A 20,099-nucleotide genomic window follows, 5' to 3' on the forward strand; every position below is an offset into this window, starting at 1 on the left:
GTCCGGGCCAATCTGATAGCAACAGTCGTTTCTCGCGATGCATCACGGTAATCGCTAAACTGCTGGCCCGAATTTCAGCAAGGAAGTGGGTGGATGCGTTCGCTTGTCAGCAGTGTGCTTCTTTCCATGACGCTGGTAGCCCCGGTCATGGCCGAGCCAAGGGCGTTTTCGGTGAATGATCGCAGCGGCCAATACCTGGTCGAAGTGTTGTTCCCGGAACCGCCGGAAGACCCGCATCAACTGGCGCACGCGTTTATCACCATTCGCGACAACGCCACCCACGAAGCCTTGCAGCAGTTGCAGACGCCCGCCGGCAATGTGCCCGTGGACCGCAACGGCAAAGTCGACAACTGGCTACTCGGCCCCCAGAGCCTGTTGTACTTCGACGACTTCAACTTCGATGGCCGCCTGGACTTGGCGATTCGTAACGGCAACGATCCCGACGCGAGCTACAAACCGGCGTTCGACGTCTACCTGCAAGATCCGCAGAAAACTCAGTGGGTCCTCAACCCTGCGCTGACGGGCCTGGCAAAGGAGGACAGCAAAGGCATGTTCGCCGTCAGCCCGCTGGACGGCGTCCTGCTTTCGCAAACCGACCGTGACTGCTGCTGGACTCGCGCCACCCACTGGAAAATGCGCGGCGACGAATTGGTCCTGCTTCACTCAGACACCGAGGAGCAGATCCAGCCGACCGAGCCAGGCGAAAATACCAGCATGCCCAGCGGCTACACGCTACGCACCACCGGCGAATTGAAAGATGGCCAGTGGCGCGAACAATCGAGCCTGGAAGGCCCGGAAAAGGAGGATCCGGTGATTCTTGCCGGAACCCTCGATGCCAAGACCCCGGTAGAACTCTGGTACCAGGCGCAAGGTGTCGTGATCATTGGCGAGGTGCGCTATACCCAGGCGGGCAGTGGCGAACCGATCAAGCTGCTGGGAACCCGGGAAGACGCCGACGACGACCTCATCAGCCTCCACGAATATGCCGATGACGGTCGTCAAACGGGTACCTGGAGGATCTCCCGGGAAAACGTCGAACCCTACAATCACACCGGCACCTGGGTCAGCGGCACTCAGGGCGACGACCGCAAGTTGGCGATCCTGCTGCACGATGAAGAGCGCGAATTGGATGGCGACAAAATCGACGACGTCGACCGTGACCTGCGCAGCGGCCATTACCAGATGCGCCAGGACGCCCTGGGGCGCGACGCGGACCTGGACTTGAAGATCCTGCCGGACCGCGACGCCAACGGGAAAGAAGTCACCGAATTCACCGTGACCTTGAAGGGCGGCGTGACCGAGCATCACATCGTACCGATGGAAAGCGACAACCTGATCATCGTGCGCGAGCCGCAAGCTTCCGAGAAAAATGGCCCATATCACATACAGCTTGTGAAGAATTTTGCGGTCATCAATTACAACGCTGCGCCAGATTCCCCGGATATGTTGACGGGGGTTTATTTGAAGCAGCGTTGAGCAGGACATTAATGGGGATGAAGGCTGGCTCAGCCACTGCGTGGCCGATCAGGTCAGGTCATAGCTGGGTGAATTCACGCTGCCTATCAGCGTCAGCTCCACGTGTTCAGGCGCGTAAAGCTCGACTTGGCCCTTGGCAGCATCGAAGCCGGAGCGGGCGGCGTCGCTCGCCGTGCTGAATATCAGGTTACTGTCGTTGAGCTGTGCGGCAAGGTTGCCGTCGAGCACCAGCTCGAAGCGTTGGCCGTCGGCATTGGCCTCGAAATTTTTCAGGTACGTGCGGGTATCGTCTGCGTTAGTTCCGATCGCCAGGGTGCCGTCGTATCCGTTCCCGATACCCGTAAAGCCCAGGGCACTGAGGTCGATGTGATCCTCACTGGGGTTGAAGTCGAGTATGCGGTCACTGCCGCTGCTGTCAGCGGTGCGAAAACTGTCGGCCACATTGGCGTAGTTGAATACATCGCTTCCCGAGCCGCCGGATAGCAGGTCACGGCCGAGATTGCCCTGTAGCACGTCGTCCCCTGAAAGACCGCGCAGGATTTCGTCAGTACCCAAGCCTTGCAATTCATCATGGCCAGAGGAGCCGGTAAGTCTTGTGTTGCCATCCGCGCTGCCAAACGTGGTGTCCAGGCTGCCATCGGCATTGAGCCGAACGGCCGCATAGTCGCTGCCGCCGTTGGCAAAAGCGCTTCCGCTGAGCAAAATTTTTCCATCGTTCTGCAGGGTGACTTCGTTGGCTGCCGCCGAAACCCCGGGCAAGTCGATGCTGACCAGCCCTTGATTACCGAAACTGGTGTCGGGGCTGCCATCGGCATTGAGCCGCAGTACGGAAAAATCATCGTAAGCTACAGTGCTGGCGACTAATATTTTGCCATCGTCTTGTACAGCCACGTTGCCGTTGTAGCTGGCAAAGTGGGTTAGCGCGACGACGCCATTATCGCCAAAGTGGCTGTCCAGCTCCCCGCTGGCAGTGTATTTGAGCAGGCTGTTGTCAAAACCTGGCGCGCCTTGGACCAACACGCCGCCATCCTTCAGGACGGTGATGCCCTGCATGAATGCAAACGTTCCCTGGGCTTGCAAGGTCAATACACCATCCGTGCCGAAGGACAGGTCCCGCGTGCCGTCGGCAAGCAGCTGCGCCACTTTCAACGTATTGCCCTCGATTGCACCGACCAGCAAGCTGCCGTCGGCGTTGACGTCCACTAGCGGCGCGGCGCCGAACCCGCTGGACAGGCTGGCTTGGGCATTGCTGTTGAACGCGGTATCGGCTTTACCGTCTGGCCCCCATCGCTGGACGATAGGGGTGTCATCGTGGCCTTCGTGAGCCGTCACCACGGCGCCATCGGCCTGGACTTGAAGGCTGTACGCCTTGTCGAGGGGGATTTGCTTGTGAATCACCAGCCGACCAGCGTTGCCGTAGGTCGTATCCAAACTACCATCGGCGTAGAGGTGGGTCAGGGAAAAATCCTTGCCGTCATCCAGGTCATCGCTGTGGTAACTGAAGCCGGCGATCAGTACTGAACCGTCGGGCTGTAAGATCATGTCCTGGACATTATCGGTGTGCCCGGCGATATCGACGATCATGATCCCCGGGGCGCTGTAAGTGCTGGCCATGTCTGCATCCTTCAAAAATATCCTGAAGGAATCACTCTAGCCCGGAACCACTGGTGCGCCAGACCAATGGATAAACGGGGTATCTGGCAGCCGACTTGATAGTCAGCAGTAATCCGCAGCCAGTCGGACACGTATGCGATCCCGAGTCCGATATGGCAGCGACTAAAGCTGTGCCGCTGTAAATGCGGCCTCGTTCTGTACTTTATTCCTGACGCAACAGCACCCTGGTTACCCGACGCTCTTCAACCTCCATCACAGTCATGCTCCATCCTTGCCAACTGAGCGTGTCGCCAATGATCGGCAAGCGATCCAGCAGGCTCATTACCAACCCGGCAAGCGTCTGGTAATCCTCCGTCGCTTTTGCCTGGAAGCCGATGTGTTCGCGAACCTGACTGAGATTCAGGGCACCGCTGACGAGGAAACCCTCTTGCTGGGGAACAATGTTCGGGCCTTCGATTTCACTGGCATCCGGCAGTTCACCTGCAATGGATTCCAGGATGTCGGTCATCGTGAGAAGCCCCACGAAGTCACCGAACTCGTTCACCACGAACGCGATGTGGGTCGACTCCTGACGCATTTGTTCCAGTGCATTGAGGATCGTGAAGCTGTCCAGCAGGTTGATGGCTTTGCGCGCCATGGCCTCCAGATTCGGCTGATTGCCGGCGAGTATTTCCTTTAGCAGTTCTTTCTTATGGACAAAGCCAAGCGGCTCATCCACGCGTCCTTCCCGGATCAACGGCAAGCGTGAGTAGGAAGAGTGCATCAGCGCCGTACGGATTTCTTGCGGAGCATCTGCCAGGTCGAGGTGGTCGATTTGCGCACGAGGCGTCATCACACTGCGTATCGGGCGCTCGGCCAATTGCAGCACGCCACTGATCATGACCCGTTCGCGCCGATGGAAAACCTGCTCCGGTTCGTCGCCTTCCAGCATATCGGCGATTTCCTCGCCGACTTCAGCGGCATCCAGCTTTTGGCCGCCCAGCAGGCGCAACACCGCATGGGCGGTACGTTCGCGCACCGGTCGAAGACCTTGCAGGCTTTTCTTGCGACGCGAGCGCGCCAACTGGTTGAACAGTTCGATCAGGATCGAGAAACCAATCGCGGCGTACAAGTAGCCTTTCGGAATGTGGAAACCCAGGCCCTCGGCGGTGAGGCTGAAGCCGATCATCATCAGGAAACCCAGGCACAGCATGATGACAGTAGGGTGGCCGTTGACGAATTTTGTCAGCGGTTTGCTCGCGATCATCATCAAGCCGATGGAGAACATCACCGCGATCATCATGACCGACAGGTGTTCCACCATACCCACGGCCGTAATCACCGCATCCAGGGAAAAGACCGCGTCCAGTACCACAATCTGCGCAACGATAGGCCAGAACATCGCATAGGCGGCATTGCCGGCACGTTGCGCCACGTGGCCCTCGAGTCGCTCATGCAACTCCATGGTTGCCTTGAATAGCAGGAACACACCGCCAAACAGCATGATCAAGTCCCGGCCCGAGAATGTCTTGCCGAAAACTTCGAACAGCGGGTTGGTCAATGTCACCATCCAGGAGATGCTGGCGAGGAGGCCAAGGCGCATCAGCAATGCCAGGGACAGGCCGATGATACGGGCGCGGTCGCGCTGCTCGGGCGGAAGTTTGTCAGCCAGGATGGCGATGAATACGAGGTTATCGATGCCGAGTACCAGCTCCAGCACGATCAAGGTCAGCAGGCCCAGCCATGCCGTGGGGTCAACGATCCATTCCATGGATTATTCGCTCCCTCGGACGATCAATGCGAGGGAAGGGGGCTGCAACGCGCAAGAGCAGACCACAGGGACGCAGGAGAGAAAGCAGTTCTTTGAAAGGCGACTGGGAGGTTCCTGGAGGGTGTGCATACAGACCTGGAAATGATTGGGGAAGAAATCCTACAACGGTTTCTAACATTTCAGACGAGGCGATTTATTACAGGATCTGACAGGGCGGTGATTGATGAGAACGCTGCGTCGACATGTCCCCTTGGAGACATAGGCAGCTTGCGCGGTGCATTCGAAGATGACGGTCGGGGAGTTTGCCCTGAACAAGATTTGGAGGATCACCGCGTGGACAGAACAACAAAAGCGCCGACGGCGGCCGTTAACCCGTCAGGGATCAGCTACCAAAGTGTAGAAAGCGGTTACTTTGAACAACGTCGCCTGCAGCGTCACGCAGGATTCTTCACTCTGCTGATTCTCGGTGTCGGTGCGGTGGTGGCGGGTCAGTATTCCGGTTGGAACCTTGGCTTGGCTCAAGGCTTTGGCGGCATGTTTTTGGCCTTGCTGATCATTGCCGTCATGTACCTGTTTCTTTGCTCCTCAATCGGCGAAATGGCGGCTGCGCTACCACATACCGGCGGCGCCTATTCTTTTGCGCGTACGACAATGGGCCCGTGGGGGGGATTCAGTACAGGCCTTGCGGAGAACATCGAATTCATCCTGGCCCCTGCGGGGAACATGTTTTTCATGGGGGCCTACCTGACTGCAATTTTCGGTACTGGCCCCGAATGGCAACCTGTCTGGTGGGTGGTTGGTTATGCCTGCATGCTGCTGCTTTCGAACCGGGGCTTGGGTGTGTCGATGCGCGCGGTCGTGCTCATTACCATCGCGGCGGTGTCAGTGTTGGTTGTGTTCTTCATTGCGGCTTACCCGCATATGGATTTCACCGGTAATGCCCTGAACCTTGCAGCTGACGCCGCAGGCAAGCCGGTCGAAGTGCAGGGCGGTAACGGACCGTGGCTGCCGTTCGGACTGACCGGCGTCATGCTTGCATTGCCGTTTGCCGTCTACATGTTTCTGGCCATCGAGCAATTGCCGCTGACTGCCGAGGAATCGCATAACCCGACCCGGCATTTGCCGCTGGCATTGGTCTGGGGCACCGTGATTCTTGCGGTATTGGCGTTGGGTGTGTTGTTTTTCAGTGCCTCGATCGGCGGCGGCAGCTTCTTCATGAGCACGTCGTCGGAACCGCTACTCGATGGCTTCCGGGAGATTTTCGGGCACACCGCAAGCAAGCTGTTGTCAGCAGTGGCCGTGCTGGGGCTGGCGGCGTCGTTCCTGGCGGGTAGCTTTGCCGCAGGACGCAATATCTATTCGCTGTCGCGTGCCGGTTACTTGCCAACCGGGCTATCGGTTACACACCCGACCCGCAATACGCCGAATATTGCACTGGCCACCGGGGCGCTGGCTGCACTGGGGATCCTGATGCTCTGCTGGTTTACTTTCGGCAAGGATAACAACGCATTGATGGGCGGAATCCTGGTGAGCATGATTGTGTTCGCCGGGATGATTTCCTACATCTTGCAAAGCGTCGCTTATATTCGCTTGAAGCGCTCCTTCGCTGATTTGCATCGGCCTTATCGCAGCCCTTACGGAATATTCGGAGCTGTCGCGGTGATCATCATTGCAACCGCGACACTGATTTATCAGTTCCTCGATCCTCTCTATAAATGGGCGGCCCTCGCTGCTGCCTGCTGGTACCTGATCGGGATTGCTTACTTTGCTTTCTATCGTCGTCATCGCCTGGTGTTGTCACCTGAAGAAGCATTCGCCGTGAGTGGCGGTCGTGAAGGAAATCCGCAAAATGACTAATGTTGAACGATCCAAAGGCAAGGGCCGTCTGGCCGGAAAAGTGGCCATTATCACCGGTGGCGCCGGCGGTTGCGGCGCTGCCGCAAGTCGGTTGTTCGCCGCTGAAGGGGCCAAGGTGATCATTATCGATTTGAATGGCGATGCCGCCGTCAACCTGGCGTCGCAGATCATTGCCGACGGCGGCCAAGCACTGGGATTGGGCGCCGATGTCTCGCAAGCCGTTCAGGTTCGTGAGGCTATCGCCCGAGGGCTGGCAGAATTTGGCCCGGCGGACGTGCTTTTCAACCACGCCGGCACCTTGATCGTGAAGCCTTTTCTGGACGTGCAGGAGCATGAGTGGGACTGGCTTATGGCCGTGAACGTCAAGAGCATGTACCTGGTCACTCAGGCGGTGCTTCCACAAATGCTTGCCAAGGGCTCGGGCAGTATCGTGTGCACTTCGTCGATCTCCGCGCAGTATGCGACCCCAGGCGAGGTCGTATACAACGCCAGCAAGGGCGCATGCCAAATGTTTGCGCGGGCCATTGCCGTCGAGTTTCGTGATCGTGGTATCCGCTGCAACGCAGTCGCCCCGGGTTTTATCCGTACCCCGCACGGCGAGCGGGAAATGCGCGACTTGCAACTGATGGGGGTGGATGCCAGTGAAGCGGCAATCAAGTCGCAGCAGGGGCGGCTTTGCGAGCCGGAGGAGGTCGCACGGGCCGCGTTGTTTTTAGCCAGCGACGATGCTTCATTTGTCAGTGGCACGCAGCTGTTTGTGGACAACGGTTTTTCAGCGGTCTAAATCAATCGTGGCAAGAAATATGCTTGCTCTTTATCGCTGGGTTAAGGGTGCGCTCACTAGTAGGGCGCACTGGATAAAGACAAGGGGATGGCATGGCAATTTCAGTTCCGAATGGCAGACGTGGCATGGATGCCGCGCCCGCCCTTGATGCATGGCACTGCGCGACGCCCGGCCTGGTCGCATTGCTGCAGTGTGATGGCTTTGCCCGACAGTTGGATGAGGCTTTATGGGCCGTTGCGAGTTTCGACCAAAGCTGCGTGCTGTTTTACCCAACGGACGGCTCACCGGTGTTACTGCACAACAACCTGCAAGGTATCTGCGAACCGGGGGCGATGCATAGCTATCTTAACGGTACGTATTTGCTGGACCCGGTTTATACCGCCTGCGCTCACGGCAAGGCGACCGGACTCTATCGCATGAGCGAATTGGCCCCTGATGCTTTCTTCGAGGGTGATTACTTCAATTCCCCCGATGTGCATCCCTGTATTTCCATGCAGTCGGGCACATTGGCCGAAGAAATTGTCTTCATCTCTGCATTGCCGGGCATTGGTCACCTTGCTTATTCACTGATGCGACAGAACGCTTCTCCGACGTTTTCCGCCTTGCAGTTCGAAGGTTTACAGGGTTGCGGTGCGATGGTTGATGTATTGTTGCAACGCCACTATCAAGGCGTTTGCGCTCATCACGACGACAGTGCATCAGCCTTGAAAGAGCATTTGAACAACGCTTTTTCGCGATTCGCCGCTGATCAGCTAACCCCCCGTGAACAATTGATCGTCAGCATGATCCTGCGTGGACACTCCAGCCTTTCGATTTCACTGCACCTTGGTATCGCGGAGGGCACGGTAAAAAATCACCGCAAGCACCTGTATTTCAAGCTCGGCATTTCCAGCCAATCCGAGCTGTTTCATCTGTTCGTGAATTTTGTCCTTAGTCATACCTCAAATGTCCCGTTTGCCAGTGCTGTTAACGCGCTAGTGTTTCAGGAAGCTTTTGCCAATTAACGAAGTTCAGTGTCATTACCCGATGCTGTGCCGATGTTTCGTCGAGTATTCGATGCACCATCTACTGGACCTGAAGCGAGTCAAGAACGCGCAGGGCAGGGCGGTGGGCGGGTTTACGATGACTCGGCAGATGAACAGGGATGGACATTATCGATGGGTAACTCAGTCTTGCGGATATGGTGTGCAGTCAGTGTGCTGTGCATGGCCTCATTCACGATGGTCACTTCCGAGTTCGCGCCCATTGGTTTGTTATCGCAGATATCGACAGACCTGAATCAAACCCCGTCTACCGTCGGGCTAACGGTAACGTTATATGCCTGGATCGGGGCTGCCAGCGGCTTGTTATCCAACGGGTTGAACCGCTGGATCCCCCGCAGGACATTGCTGATCGCATTGATGTTAATACTGGCCGTATCAAACGGGCTGGCGGCGTTATCCCCTGAATTTTCGACGCTGCTCGGTGCGCGCGCCGTCGGCGCATTGGCCCATGGTGTGTTCTGGGCAATCGCGGCAGCCACTGCCGCGCATATCGTGCCGTCGCAACGCATGGGGTTGGCCACCTCGATTGTCTTGGGCGGTATCACGATCGCCACTGTCATGGGCGTTCCGCTGATCAATCTGGTGGGGCAATACGATGGTTGGCGTACGGCGTTCGTATGCCTGGCCTTGATGTGTGTCGTCAGCGCCGGTGCGATAGCACTGGTGCTTCCTTCCATGCAGATTCATTCCCTGGCCAAGGGGGGCGGGTTTGCGGCGGTGCTGCGGCGCAAGGATCTGTTGATCACGTACGTCATCACCGGATTGACAGCGGCTGCGCATTTTGGCGCCTATACCTTCGTCGAGCCGTTTATTGGCCAGGTACCTGGTATCACGCCGTACTTGATTGCCACCTTGCTGTTTGCTTTCGGAGCCGCAGGTTTTCTGGGCAACTTGCTCAGCGCTTTCTTTATCGATCGCTACTTGATGGTCTTCATTCTGGTGGCGTTGGTCGCGATGGCATTGGCCCTGGTGACCTTGGGTGTCTACGGCCCATTATTGGGCATTGCGCCGGTGGTTATGTTGTTGGTGGTCTGGGGCGTCGCGATTTCCGCCTTGTTTACCGGCCTGCAGACCTGGGTCTTGCGAATTGCCGGCGATCACACGGTACCGGCCACTGCGGTCCATACAGCCGTGCTGAATAGCGCGATCGGGCTGGGTGTGATTATCGGTGGAGAAACGCTGAATGTGGCTGGCTTCAAGGGGGCGATGCTATCGGCCAGCGTGGTGATTGTCCCGGCTATTGTCCTGATGATTGCCGCAGGAGCACGCGCTCGAAAAGAACCCGTTTTTTCATGAAAAGAGGGGAGTAGGGATTCGTTTCCCTTCAAACTCAAGCGCGTTGTGCTCCCGCCCAATCACTGCAGGACGTCTGCTGAAAATAGTCATTGTATTGCTTCGAAATCGAATGTTATTGTTGTAACACGGTAAAAATTAATGACAGTGAAATAACATTTCGCGTTCGGGAGCTCTGAAAATCCATGGAAAAGAACAGCTTCCTGCAGTTGCTGGAGCGAGAGTTCTCCAACCTGACCCCGACGGGCAAGCGGATCGCCAGTTATCTGTTGGGTAACCCAGAACAGCTTCCATTCGAGTCGGCCGATAGCATCGCGCAGCAGACCTCCACCACGGGGATTTCCGTAGGGCGCTTTTTTCGATCCCTTGGCTACCAGAACATCGATGAAGTCAAACAGAGCCTGCGCGTTGAAACGCCGGCGTCGTGGCTTATCACCGATCGCATCGGCGCCTTTCGTGCCGAAAGCAATCAGCAAGATGCTCTTGATCGTTCCCTGAGTCGCGAGATCGAGGCCATTCGGTATGTCTACGGTCTGGCGCGCAGCGACGCCTTCGCCGATATCGTGCAACGCATCTACGAAGCCGATGCAGTGTTCATTCTCGGCATTCAGTCCACTCGAGGGATTCTCACAGCGTTCCATAGCCACCTTGAGTACATCCGGCCCAAGGTCTACTACGTCGATGGTCTGTCCGGCATTTACGCTGAAACCCTGAATTCCGGCTTTGCCAATCCCTACGCAATCATTGCGGATTTCCGTGCTTATTCCAGCGTGACTCAGACTTTCTGCGACGCGGCCATAGACAACAACCTCCCATTGGCCCTGATCACCGACCTGCAATGCCCCTGGGCCAGAGACTACCCACTTGACCTCTTGCAACTGAAAACCGATGTCGGGCAGTTCTGGGATTCACCTGCGCCATTGGCCTGCCTGTTGAATCTCATCGTGTCGGCCGTCGCTGAGAAATACGGGGATCGACTCGATGAGCGCTTGGCCAAGAACCGTCAATTGCAAAAAGCTTTCGGTCAGTTCGAAGGCTGATCTTCATCGTCCCACTGAATCCCAACTGGAGTATTGGCGTGAACAACAGCCCCCTTGTAGAGATCGATGCCCAGCGCTACCAGGTGCAAATCGATTTGATCTACGCCGGTGCAGATAACCTGGCAGGAAGAGTGATTTATCCAAATGCGCGCTGCCTGTTACATCGCCAGGCTGCCGACTGTCTGTACAAAGCCAGTCAGCTCGCGCGTCAGGCCGGGTTTACCCTTCGCATCTATGACGCCTATCGGCCGCCTTATGCCCAGTACCTGTTGTGGGACGCGCTGCCAAACAACGACTACGTGCGTGACCCACATTTGGGCTCCCATCACAGCCGTGGCGTGGCGGTGGACCTGACGCTGGTCGGTACTGATGGCGAGCCGCTGAATATGGGGACTGAATTCGACGCAATGGAAGAGAAATCCCACCAGTTCTATCCCGACTTGCCAGTAGACGTGCAGCGCAATCGACTGCTGCTGGTGGGAATCATGCTCGCCGCCGGCTTCCAGGCGATTGCCACCGAGTGGTGGCATTACGAACTTCCGGATGCCGATGATTACCCCTTGCTGGAAGACGTTTAAACCACGGATCTACCAACAGATAGCACCGCGCAGCCCACGCTCAGTGCGGCTGATAACAATAACAAGACAGCGTTACTTACGTTTCACCTGCAACTGCCCGGTTATAGCTTTTATAAAAAACCTGACGTACTTCCCTCTATCGAATGATCAAGGAAACCGGCATGAACCCAATGAACACCGTGACCAGCAAACCCTTTCCCGGCGCCGGCAAGCTATTGCTGAGCATTTTGTGCAGTGCATTGAGCCTCGGTGCCTGGCAGGCTGCGACAGCGGCTGTACCACAAGACACCCTGGTCATCGGCAAACCCGCTGATCCCCAGACCCTCGACCCGGCCGTGACCTTCGATAACAACGACTGGACCATTACCTATCCGTCGTACCAGCGCCTGGTCGGCTACAAGGTCGAAGGCGACAAAAGCAGCACCGAAGTTCAGGGTGACCTGGCCGAGAGTTGGACTGTTTCTCCGGACAATCTGGTCTGGGAATTCAAAATCAAACCTGGCAACAAATTTGACGACGGTGCCCCTGTAGATGCCGCCGCGGTGAAGTTCTCCTTTGATCGCTTGATGACTCTCAAGCAGGGACCTTCCGGTGCATTCCCGGAGGACATGGTGGTCACGGTTGTCGACCCGCAGACCATCCGGTTCACCCTGAAGACGCCTTTCTCGCCGTTCCTGTTTACCCTGGCCCACAACGGTGCATCGATCATCAACCCCGCTGTGGTCAATAAAAGCGCGGACGTCAATGCCTGGCTGTCGAGCCACACCGCAGGCTCCGGTCCCTTCCGCTTGAGCAACTGGCAAAAAGGCCAGTCGTTGACCATGGAGCCGAACACCTACTTCGCCGGCCCCAAGCCTGCGCTGAAAACCGTGGTCATCAAGATCATCGGTGAGCCCTCCGTGCGTCGCCTGCAATTGGAGCGGGGTGACCTGGACATCATCGAAGACATGCCCGAAGACCAGCTCGGCGTTCTTGCCAGCAAGCCCGGCGTGGTGGTGAAGGAGTTCCCGTCGCTACGGGTCACCTATCTCTACCTGAACAACAAAAAGGGCCCACTGACCAGCGTCGATGCTCGTCGTGCGATCACCGAAGCGGTGGACTACAACGGCATCGTCAAAGGCATTCTCAGGGACAAGGCCAAGCTCCTGAACGGGCCAATCCCGGACGGCATGTGGGCGTATGACAGCTCGCTGCCGCCGATGAAGCAGGACATGGCCGCCGCCAAGGAGAGCCTGGCCAAAACGTCGCAGAAAATCACCAACCTCAGCTACATGTACTCGGACAAGGATCCTAACTGGGAACCGATCGGTCTGACCCTGCAAGCGGCATTGGCGCCACTGGGCATCAACCTCAAGCTGGAAAAGCTCGCCAACGCCACGCTGCGTGAGCGCGTCGGCCAGGCCGACTACGACATCGCCGTTGGTGCCTGGAGCCCGGACTTTGCCGACCCGTACATGTTCATGAACTTCTGGTTCGACTCCAAGATGCAGGGCCTGCAGGGCAACCGCTCGTTCTATAGCAACCCGCAAGTCGACAAGTTGATTCGAGAGGCGGCCGCTAATAGCGACACCGCGAAGCGCGTCGAGCTGTACCAGACCGCGCAAAAAATGGTGCTCAAGGACAGCGTCTACGCCTACCTCTACCAGAAGAGCTACACCTTGCCGATGCGTGATTCGGTCAAGGGTTACGTGTTCAACCCCATGCTCGAACAGGTGTTCAACTTGGGCAGTATGAGCAAGTAAACCGGCTCCCTCGCGCTGGCCATTCGTGGCTGGCGCGGTTTCTGATTTTCGTCGTGGGTGCTACTGAGGTGCCAAAATGGCCTTCCTGACTTTGTTGCGCAAGCGCCTGCTCGGCCTGTTGCTGGTCGTGTTCGGCGTTTCGCTGATTACCTTTGCAATTTCGCACCTGATCCCCGGGGATCCTGCCCGATTGATCGCTGGCGACCGTGCCAGTGATGCGTTGGTGGCAGGCATACGTCATCAACTGGGATTGGATCTGCCGCTGTATCAACAATACGGTCGTTACCTGATGGACCTGGTGCAGGGAGACCTGGGAACCTCGATACGCACCAGCCGTCCTGTGCTGGAAGACTTGCAGACGTTCTTCCCGGCAACACTGGAGTTGGCGCTGGTAGCGCTGGTGCTTGCGATCCTGGCCGGCGTGCCGCTTGGCGTGCTATCAGCGGTTTACCACAATCGGGCGATTGACCAGATCGCCCGCACGCTTGCAGTCACCGGGATTTCAACACCGGCCTTTTGGCTCGGCCTGGGCGCAATCGTTCTGTTCTACGGTCATCTGGGTTGGTTGCCGGGAGGAGGGCGGCTGTCCGAAGGGCTTGCTCCGCCGCCGACAATCAGCGGTTTTTATCTGCTCGACTCGCTGCTCGCCGGTGAGGGCGCGCTGTTTCTCGATGCCGTCGAGCATCTGATTCTGCCGGCGGCGACCCTGGGGTTCGTGACCCTGGGTGTCGTCGCACGGCAGATTCGTTCAGCCATGCTTGATCAACTCGGCGAAGACTATATCCGCACCGCCCGCGCCTACGGCCTGTCCCGTTGGACTGTGATCCTGCGCCATGCACTGCCTAACGCGCTCATCCCTTCGGTGACAGTCTTGGGATTGACCCTCGGAGATTTGCTGTATGGCGCGGTGCTGACCGAAACGGTCTTCGCCTGGCCCGGCATGGGCGCCTATGTGGTCAAGTCGATCCAGTCGCTGGACTTCCCGGCGGTGATGGGCTTCGCCATTCTGGTTTCGTTCATCTATGTGCTCCTGAACATGGCCATCGATATTGTGTACCGCGTGATCGACCCACGCATCGGCGAGGTAAGTTGAAATGTCCGCTACCCTGATGGCTACGCGCCGCCCGCGCTGGAACGAAAAACTCGCCTATCTGACCTACCGCATCCGCCGCAGTCCGCTGACCATGGCGGGCCTGGCGATCACCTGTATCGTCTTGCTGTGCATGATCTTCGCCCCTTGGCTGGCCAGTCACGATCCCAACGCGCTGAACTTGGCCGAACGCCTGGCGCCGCCATCCAGCAGCCATTGGTTCGGCACCGACGAAGTCGGTCGCGACCTGTTCAGCCGCGTGCTGTTCGGTAGTCAGCAGTCGGTGGGTGTCGGTCTGTTCGTGGCTTTTGCATCCTGTTTTATCGGCGGGTTGCTGGGGTGCTTTTCCGGGGTCATCGGTGGTCGTTTCGACGCATTGATCATGCGCCTGATGGACATCATGCTGTCGGTGCCATCGCTGGTGCTGATCATGGCCTTGGCGGCTGCGTTGGGCGCGAGCCTGTTCAACGCGATGTTGGCGATTACGCTGGTACGAATTCCTTCCTATGTCCGGCTAGCCCGCGGCCAAGCCTTGAGCATCCGCGAGATGGGTTATGTCAAGGCCGCCCAAACCTTCGGGGCAGGGCGCTGGCACCTGGTGCACTGGCACGTGGCGCGCAACGCAATGCCGCCATTGCTGGTGCAGTTGAGCCTGGATATCGGCAGCGCGATCCTCATGGCCTCGGCCTTGGGCTTTATCGGCCTGGGAGCGCAGCAGCCTACGGCCGAGTGGGGCGCGATGGTCGCCACCGGGCGCAACTACATCCTCGATAACTGGTGGTACTCGACCTTTCCCGGCCTGGCGATTCTGATCACGGCCACCGGGTTCAACTTGCTGGGCGATGGCGTACGCGATCTGCTCGATCCACGGCAACAGGGGAAGTGACCATGCAGACGTCGAGTCCAGTATTGTCCATCGACAACCTGAGCCTGGAATTCCCGGCTTACAAAAACAACGTCAAAGCCCTGAACGGCGTGTCGCTGCACGTCAATCCCGGGGAAATCGTCGGCGTCGTCGGCGAGTCCGGATCGGGCAAGTCGGTCACGGCCATGCTCAGCATGCGATTGTTGCCCGAGCGCAGCTATCGCATCACCGCCGGCAGCCTGAGCATGCTCGGTCGCGACATGCTGGCAGCGCCTGAAAAAGAGTTACTGACGATTCGCGGGCGCGATGCCGCGATGATTTTCCAGGAACCGATGACCGCCTTGAACCCGACCCGGCGCATCGGCAGGCAAATGCTTGATGTGATCATTCATCACCAGAAAATCAGCGCCGCCCAAGCCCGTCTCAAGGCGATCGCACTATTGCGCGACATGCACATAGCCAGTCCGGAACAGGTATTGGAGAGCTATCCTTTCGAACTGTCTGGCGGCATGCGCCAGCGGGTGATGATCGCGCTGGCGTTCTCCTGCGAGCCCCAATTGCTGATCGCCGACGAGCCGACAACGGCCCTCGACGTGACCGTGCAACGCCAGGTGTTGTTGCTGTTGCGAGAAAAAGCCAGGCAGCGGGGCACGGCCATCTTGCTCATCACCCATGACATGGCGTTGGTTTCGCAGTTCTGCGACCGGGTCTACGTCATGTACACAGGGGCAGTGGTCGAGGAGGGCCGCACGGCGGATGTCATGGGCAATCCGCAACATCCCTATACGCAAGGTCTGCTCAGTGGTCTGCCGGAAATGGTCGAGCCGGGCCAGCCGCTGCTGACCATTCCCGGTCAAGTGCCGAACCTGGCCTCTTTGCCCGTGGGCTGTACTTTTCAGGAGCGGTGTACGTACGCCATGCCGGTGTGTAGCAAGCGCCCGAATCTCAACACCATCAACGGTAATGACCAACGTAAAAGCGCGTGCTGGTTACCGGTCAAGGAGCTTTCGTGATGAACAGTGCCGTCCTTCAACCCATCACCCAAATGGCTCCCACGATTCTTCAACTTGACGATGTTCACGTTCGTTTCCCTGTGAGCAATGACTGGTTGGGGCGACCGCGCGGATATGCCCACGCCTTGAACGGTATTGATCTTCAGGTGCGGGCAGGCGAGACCCTGGGTATTGTCGGCGAGTCAGGTTGCGGCAAGAGCACCTTGGCCCAACTGTTGATGGGCCTGGTGCCGCCCAGCAGCGGGGAGATGAACTGGGCCAATCGCAGCGGTGAAGGCCGCAGCAACGTTCAGATTGTTTTCCAGGATCCACAGTCGTCCCTTGATCCGCGCCTGCCTATCTGGAAAATCATCACCGAGCCGTTATACGCCCGAGGCCATGTCAGCCACGCGCAGATGCGCGATGTGGCCGCCAGGGTCGCGGCCCAAATCGGCATCCGTCCGGAGTACCTGGACCGCTTCGCGCACCAGTTTTCCGGGGGGCAGCGTCAGCGCATTGCCATCGCCCGAGCCCTTTCGTCAGACCCGGATATCATTGTCCTAGACGAGCCCACGTCGGCACTGGACATCTCGGTTCAGGCGCAGATTCTCAACCTGCTGGCCGAGCTGCAAAGTGCCCGCAATCTGACTTACATCCTGATTTCCCACAACGTATCAGTGGTGCGTCATATGGCTAACCGGGTAGCGGTGATGTACTTGGGGCAAATCGTTGAACTGGGCAGCGCGGCTCAAGTACTCGATCAGCCACGTCACCCCTATACCCGTTTGTTGCTCGAGGCGGTACCACGACTGGGCGTGCCACTGCACGACGAGCAAGTCGCGGCGCCTACCGAATTACCAGGGAACCGCCGACTACCGAGCGGCTGCTTCTTCCGCGAACGGTGCAATCTATGCACCGTTGGCTGCGAGAAGCCTCAGGTATTGCTGGGGGATGAGCAGCAGTGTGTGCGATGTCATTTACAGGATTGAGTCACTGACTTCGCCAATCCTCACAACCAAGCCCACAACGCTGGCGTCGCGCCTGAAGAAGCTAGGCATCGTGGCAGTCGTTTGAGAATGGCTGCACAGGGTAACCAGGCAGAATCTGAAATATGTTGTTACGTGTAATGTATATTATGTTAAATGATGTGTTATGTGAGATATGTTCATGAGGCGCCTAAGTCCCTGATTCGACATACCTGCTTCTGAAGCCTTCTCTTTCAACGGGTCATGTTTATGGTGAGACATTGAATGAGGCGGCTGTCGATGAAGCTGATTCAGTGCCGTTACTCATCTTGTCATGCTCGTGCAGACCGGAGATGCGGTGCCGTTGCCCATGCTTGTCCCTTTCATCTACGTTCAACTCAAGCTAAGGTTCCGCGCGGAGCGATCCAGGCTTTCTATAGCTACGCCAAAAGCCGTGACCTCAATATGGCCTGCCACCTCGAATCGATCCTGGCTTTACTGGACGGTTACGCCATATGGCTCCAAGCGGCCGTTAAGCCGACAACTTGGTTGCCCGAATCGGCACAAGCTTCGAAAATTTCGCCTGATCATTGCGAAGTTAGCAGATCGCTAGCCCCCATTCGTTTGCCATGTGCTCAATACCTGCAACATTAGATCTGCTAATCCTGCATCATAAAAATTAACTTTGCTTATCGGTAAAATCGCGGAGACTGGGGACGTCAACAATCAATAGAGATTTATGAAATGTCGGGTGAAAAATCAATAGCAAAGCTACTCCATGGCATGAGCCCTTCGCTGAATGAGGGTAACTATGTCTTCTGCACTATCAAAAACAACAACATCCTTGAGGGGCAGGAAGTGCTGGGGAGCTTTCGGGAGAAGGAAGGCCTAACGGTAATCCTCGAGCAATCCGCAGCTCTGGAGCTTGGTCTTGAATTCGAATATGTCGCCGCCTGGATTACCTTGACCATCCACTCGGCGCTGGATGCCGTTGGCTTGACGGCTGCCTTTGCAACCGCTCTGGGCAATGCAGGCATCAGCTGTAATGTCATCGCGGCTTACTACCACGACCACATTTTTGTAGGTAAAGATGATGCGCAGAAAGCAATGGATGTTCTGCAGGAACTCGCGCGATCTGGATCTGGTGACTAGGAAGCACCTCGAAGCATTCGCGGAGCGCTATTGAAAATGCTTGGCGCAAAGGCAAAAGCCACTCTCAACGACCATTGTTGTGCCTCGTCGGAGTTACGCTCCTCCCCGTCTATGCTGAGCATCCTTTGATGCAAACGGCTTAAAGCCGCGTGCTTAATAGAGAGCGAGATCGTTAACTCCATTCACTCCTTGCAAGATTTGGGTATCGCAATCCGGCTACTGGTCTTGACCTCGCGCAACGCCAGGCTCGACTGAATGGATGCAATACCCACCTGGCGCCTGAGCACCTGCTCGATAAAGTCACTGTAGCTATCAAGATCTTCTGCCAGCACTTGCAGCACGTAATCGGCATCCCCGGTGATCTTGTGACAGGACAACACTTCAGGCAATTGCGCAATCACCGCCTCGAAGGCGTCGGGAGCGTGATCGGCGTGAGTGGAAAAACGGATGTGCACGAACGCCATGATATCCAACCCCAGCATGCGTCGATCAAGGTTGGCCTGATAGCCCTTGATCACGCCCGCTTCCTCCATTCTCTTACGCCGACGCCAGCAAGGCGTGAGGCTTAACGACAGGCGTTCACTGAGCTCGGCGTTGGAAATGCTCGCATCCTCTTGCAGCAATGTGAGTATCGCCAAGTCAGTCTCGTCAAGGTTGATGCGTTTGGATGATTTTTTCTGCATTTCGCAATTCCTGAGTAAAAACGCCCGAAAAATCTAGCAGACCACGAAAATAAAGCAAAGAAAGCGCATCCAGACCGGAAGAGAATATTTGCACTGGTTCAAATTAACGGATGCGCAGAATGTTTACAGTTTTCAGTGATTCCCATCGCTTGCACCACGGCACCGAATTGAAGGACGGCGTGCTCAAACCGTCGTTCGAACAGCCCAGCCGGGCCGATACCGTACATGATCGAGTCAAGCAGGTAGGCCTTGGCCAGATCGTCGAACCACGGGCATTTGACCGGTCGTGTTACGTCAATGCGCACAGCGAGCGTTACGTCAGCTTTCTTGAAAGCGCATGGTCAGAATGGTGTGCGACCGGGCGTACCCACGACGCCTTGCCGCTGGTATGGCCAGTGCGCGATTTGTCCAACGATCAAGTCCCGACCTTCATCGACGGAAAGCTCGGTTTCTTCGCCATGGATGCCGGTTCTCCGATTACCGCGACCACATGGCAAGCCGTAAAGACCAGCGCAGACATCGCCCTCACCGGCCTGGCGCTGATCGATGAAGGCCACGACAGTGCCTTCGCCCTGTGCCGTCCGCCCGGCCATCACGCAGCGCGTGAGTACATGGGCGGCTATTGCTATCTCAATAACGCTGCCATTGCCGCACAACAGGCCATCACTCAAGGCGCGAAACGTGTCGCGGTACTGGACGTCGACTTCCATCATGGCAACGGCACCCAGAACATCTTCTACGAACGCAGTGACGTCATGTTCGTGTCGCTGCACGGCGAACCTGCGGTGTCTTATCCGTACTACTCAGGCTTCAGTCACGAAGTCGGCGCCGGCCATGGCGAAGGTTACAACCTCAACTACCCGTTGCCGAAAAACACCACTTGGGAAAGCTATCGCGGCGCCCTGCTCCACGCCTGCAGGAAACTCCAGCAATTCGCCCCTGAAGTGCTGGTTATTTCACTCGGCGTCGACACGTTCAAGGACGACCCCATCAGCCACTTCCTGCTGGAAAGCGAAGATTTCATCGGCATCGGCGAGCTGATAGCGGGTGTGGGCTGCCCCACTCTGTTCGTGATGGAAGGCGGCTATATGGTCGATGAAATCGGAATCAATGCGGTCAATGTGCTGCATGGTTTCGAGAGCAAACGCAGCTGAGCCGTCCCCTGCCCCGCAACG

General features: G+C 57.2%; 17 protein-coding genes. 14 read left to right on the forward strand and 3 right to left on the reverse strand.

Annotation, left to right across the window (positions count from 1 at the left end; genetic code table 11):
• Nucleotides 1-93: 93 nt before the first annotated feature.
• The gene (locus tag AB4O09_RS15635) at nt 94-1,476 is read left to right on the forward strand and encodes an XAC2610-related protein (RefSeq protein WP_003201974.1); all 1,383 of its coding nucleotides are present in this window, start codon (nt 94-96) and stop codon (nt 1,474-1,476) included.
• Nucleotides 1,477-1,524: 48 nt separating this feature from the next.
• Here AB4O09_RS15635 and AB4O09_RS15640 read toward each other — a convergent pair whose 3' ends face one another.
• Both AB4O09_RS15640 and AB4O09_RS15645 read right to left on the reverse strand, forming a co-directional pair.
• The gene (locus AB4O09_RS15640; RefSeq protein WP_003201972.1) at nt 1,525-3,090 is read right to left on the reverse strand and encodes a M10 family metallopeptidase C-terminal domain-containing protein; all 1,566 of its coding nucleotides are present in this window, start codon (nt 3,088-3,090) and stop codon (nt 1,525-1,527) included.
• Between the two features lie 202 nt (nt 3,091-3,292).
• A complete protein-coding gene (locus tag AB4O09_RS15645; protein WP_003201970.1) occupies nt 3,293-4,840 on the reverse strand; it encodes a TerC family protein in 1,548 nt (515 codons plus the stop codon).
• A 333-nt stretch (nt 4,841-5,173) separates the two neighbouring features.
• On the opposite strand from AB4O09_RS15645, the gene AB4O09_RS15650 reads away from it, so the two are divergent.
• From AB4O09_RS15650 to AB4O09_RS15705, 12 genes are all read left to right on the forward strand, one after another.
• A complete protein-coding gene (locus AB4O09_RS15650) occupies nt 5,174-6,697 on the forward strand; it encodes an amino acid permease (protein ID WP_003201968.1) in 1,524 nt (507 codons plus the stop codon).
• Nucleotides 6,690-7,481 carry an SDR family NAD(P)-dependent oxidoreductase gene (locus AB4O09_RS15655; protein WP_013693392.1) on the forward strand — a complete coding sequence of 264 codons (792 nt, stop codon included), beginning with the start codon at nt 6,690-6,692 and terminating at the stop codon, nt 7,479-7,481. The genes AB4O09_RS15650 and AB4O09_RS15655 overlap by 8 nt, the downstream gene beginning before the upstream one ends.
• A 92-nt stretch (nt 7,482-7,573) precedes the next feature.
• Nucleotides 7,574-8,485: a helix-turn-helix domain-containing protein gene (locus AB4O09_RS15660; RefSeq protein ID WP_003201963.1), complete on the forward strand. Its 912-nt coding sequence runs from the start codon at nt 7,574-7,576 to the stop codon at nt 8,483-8,485.
• Between the two features lie 9 nt (nt 8,486-8,494).
• Nucleotides 8,495-9,820 (forward strand): MFS transporter, encoded by a 1,326-nt coding sequence (locus AB4O09_RS15665; protein WP_235038314.1) that lies wholly within the window; start codon nt 8,495-8,497, stop codon nt 9,818-9,820.
• A gap of 182 nt (nt 9,821-10,002) precedes the next feature.
• Nucleotides 10,003-10,857, forward strand: coding sequence for a MurR/RpiR family transcriptional regulator (locus tag AB4O09_RS15670; RefSeq protein ID WP_003201957.1), 855 nt, complete (start codon nt 10,003-10,005; stop codon nt 10,855-10,857).
• Between the two features lie 38 nt (nt 10,858-10,895).
• Nucleotides 10,896-11,435: a D-alanyl-D-alanine dipeptidase gene (ddpX, locus tag AB4O09_RS15675; RefSeq protein ID WP_013693389.1), complete on the forward strand. Its 540-nt coding sequence runs from the start codon at nt 10,896-10,898 to the stop codon at nt 11,433-11,435.
• A gap of 161 nt (nt 11,436-11,596) precedes the next feature.
• Complete coding sequence (locus AB4O09_RS15680) at nt 11,597-13,177, forward strand: ABC transporter substrate-binding protein (protein ID WP_027913087.1); 1,581 nt, start codon at nt 11,597-11,599, stop codon at nt 13,175-13,177.
• Nucleotides 13,178-13,253: 76 nt separating this feature from the next.
• Nucleotides 13,254-14,270: an ABC transporter permease gene (locus tag AB4O09_RS15685; protein WP_003201952.1), complete on the forward strand. Its 1,017-nt coding sequence runs from the start codon at nt 13,254-13,256 to the stop codon at nt 14,268-14,270.
• A gap of 1 nt (nt 14,271) precedes the next feature.
• A complete protein-coding gene (gene ddpC, locus AB4O09_RS15690; RefSeq protein ID WP_033028114.1) occupies nt 14,272-15,153 on the forward strand; it encodes a D,D-dipeptide ABC transporter permease in 882 nt (293 codons plus the stop codon).
• A gap of 2 nt (nt 15,154-15,155) precedes the next feature.
• Entirely contained in the window at nt 15,156-16,145 is a 990-nt protein-coding gene (locus tag AB4O09_RS15695) for an ABC transporter ATP-binding protein (protein ID WP_027913085.1), read from the forward strand.
• Nucleotides 16,145-17,113 (forward strand): ABC transporter ATP-binding protein, encoded by a 969-nt coding sequence (locus AB4O09_RS15700; RefSeq protein ID WP_460107182.1) that lies wholly within the window; start codon nt 16,145-16,147, stop codon nt 17,111-17,113. The genes AB4O09_RS15695 and AB4O09_RS15700 overlap by 1 nt, the downstream gene beginning before the upstream one ends.
• 720 nt (nt 17,114-17,833) lie before the next feature.
• Entirely contained in the window at nt 17,834-18,241 is a 408-nt protein-coding gene (locus AB4O09_RS15705; RefSeq protein WP_003201943.1) for an ACT domain-containing protein, read from the forward strand.
• A 182-nt stretch (nt 18,242-18,423) separates the two neighbouring features.
• On the opposite strand, the gene AB4O09_RS15710 is transcribed toward AB4O09_RS15705, so the two are convergent.
• A complete protein-coding gene (locus AB4O09_RS15710; protein ID WP_003201941.1) occupies nt 18,424-18,924 on the reverse strand; it encodes an Lrp/AsnC family transcriptional regulator in 501 nt (166 codons plus the stop codon).
• Between the two features lie 119 nt (nt 18,925-19,043).
• On the opposite strand from AB4O09_RS15710, the gene AB4O09_RS15715 reads away from it, so the two are divergent.
• Nucleotides 19,044-20,078 (forward strand): histone deacetylase family protein, encoded by a 1,035-nt coding sequence (locus AB4O09_RS15715; protein WP_003201938.1) that lies wholly within the window; start codon nt 19,044-19,046, stop codon nt 20,076-20,078.
• Nucleotides 20,079-20,099: the final 21 nt, after the last annotated feature.

It is taken from the genome of Pseudomonas sp. H1_F01, from assembly GCF_054681425.1.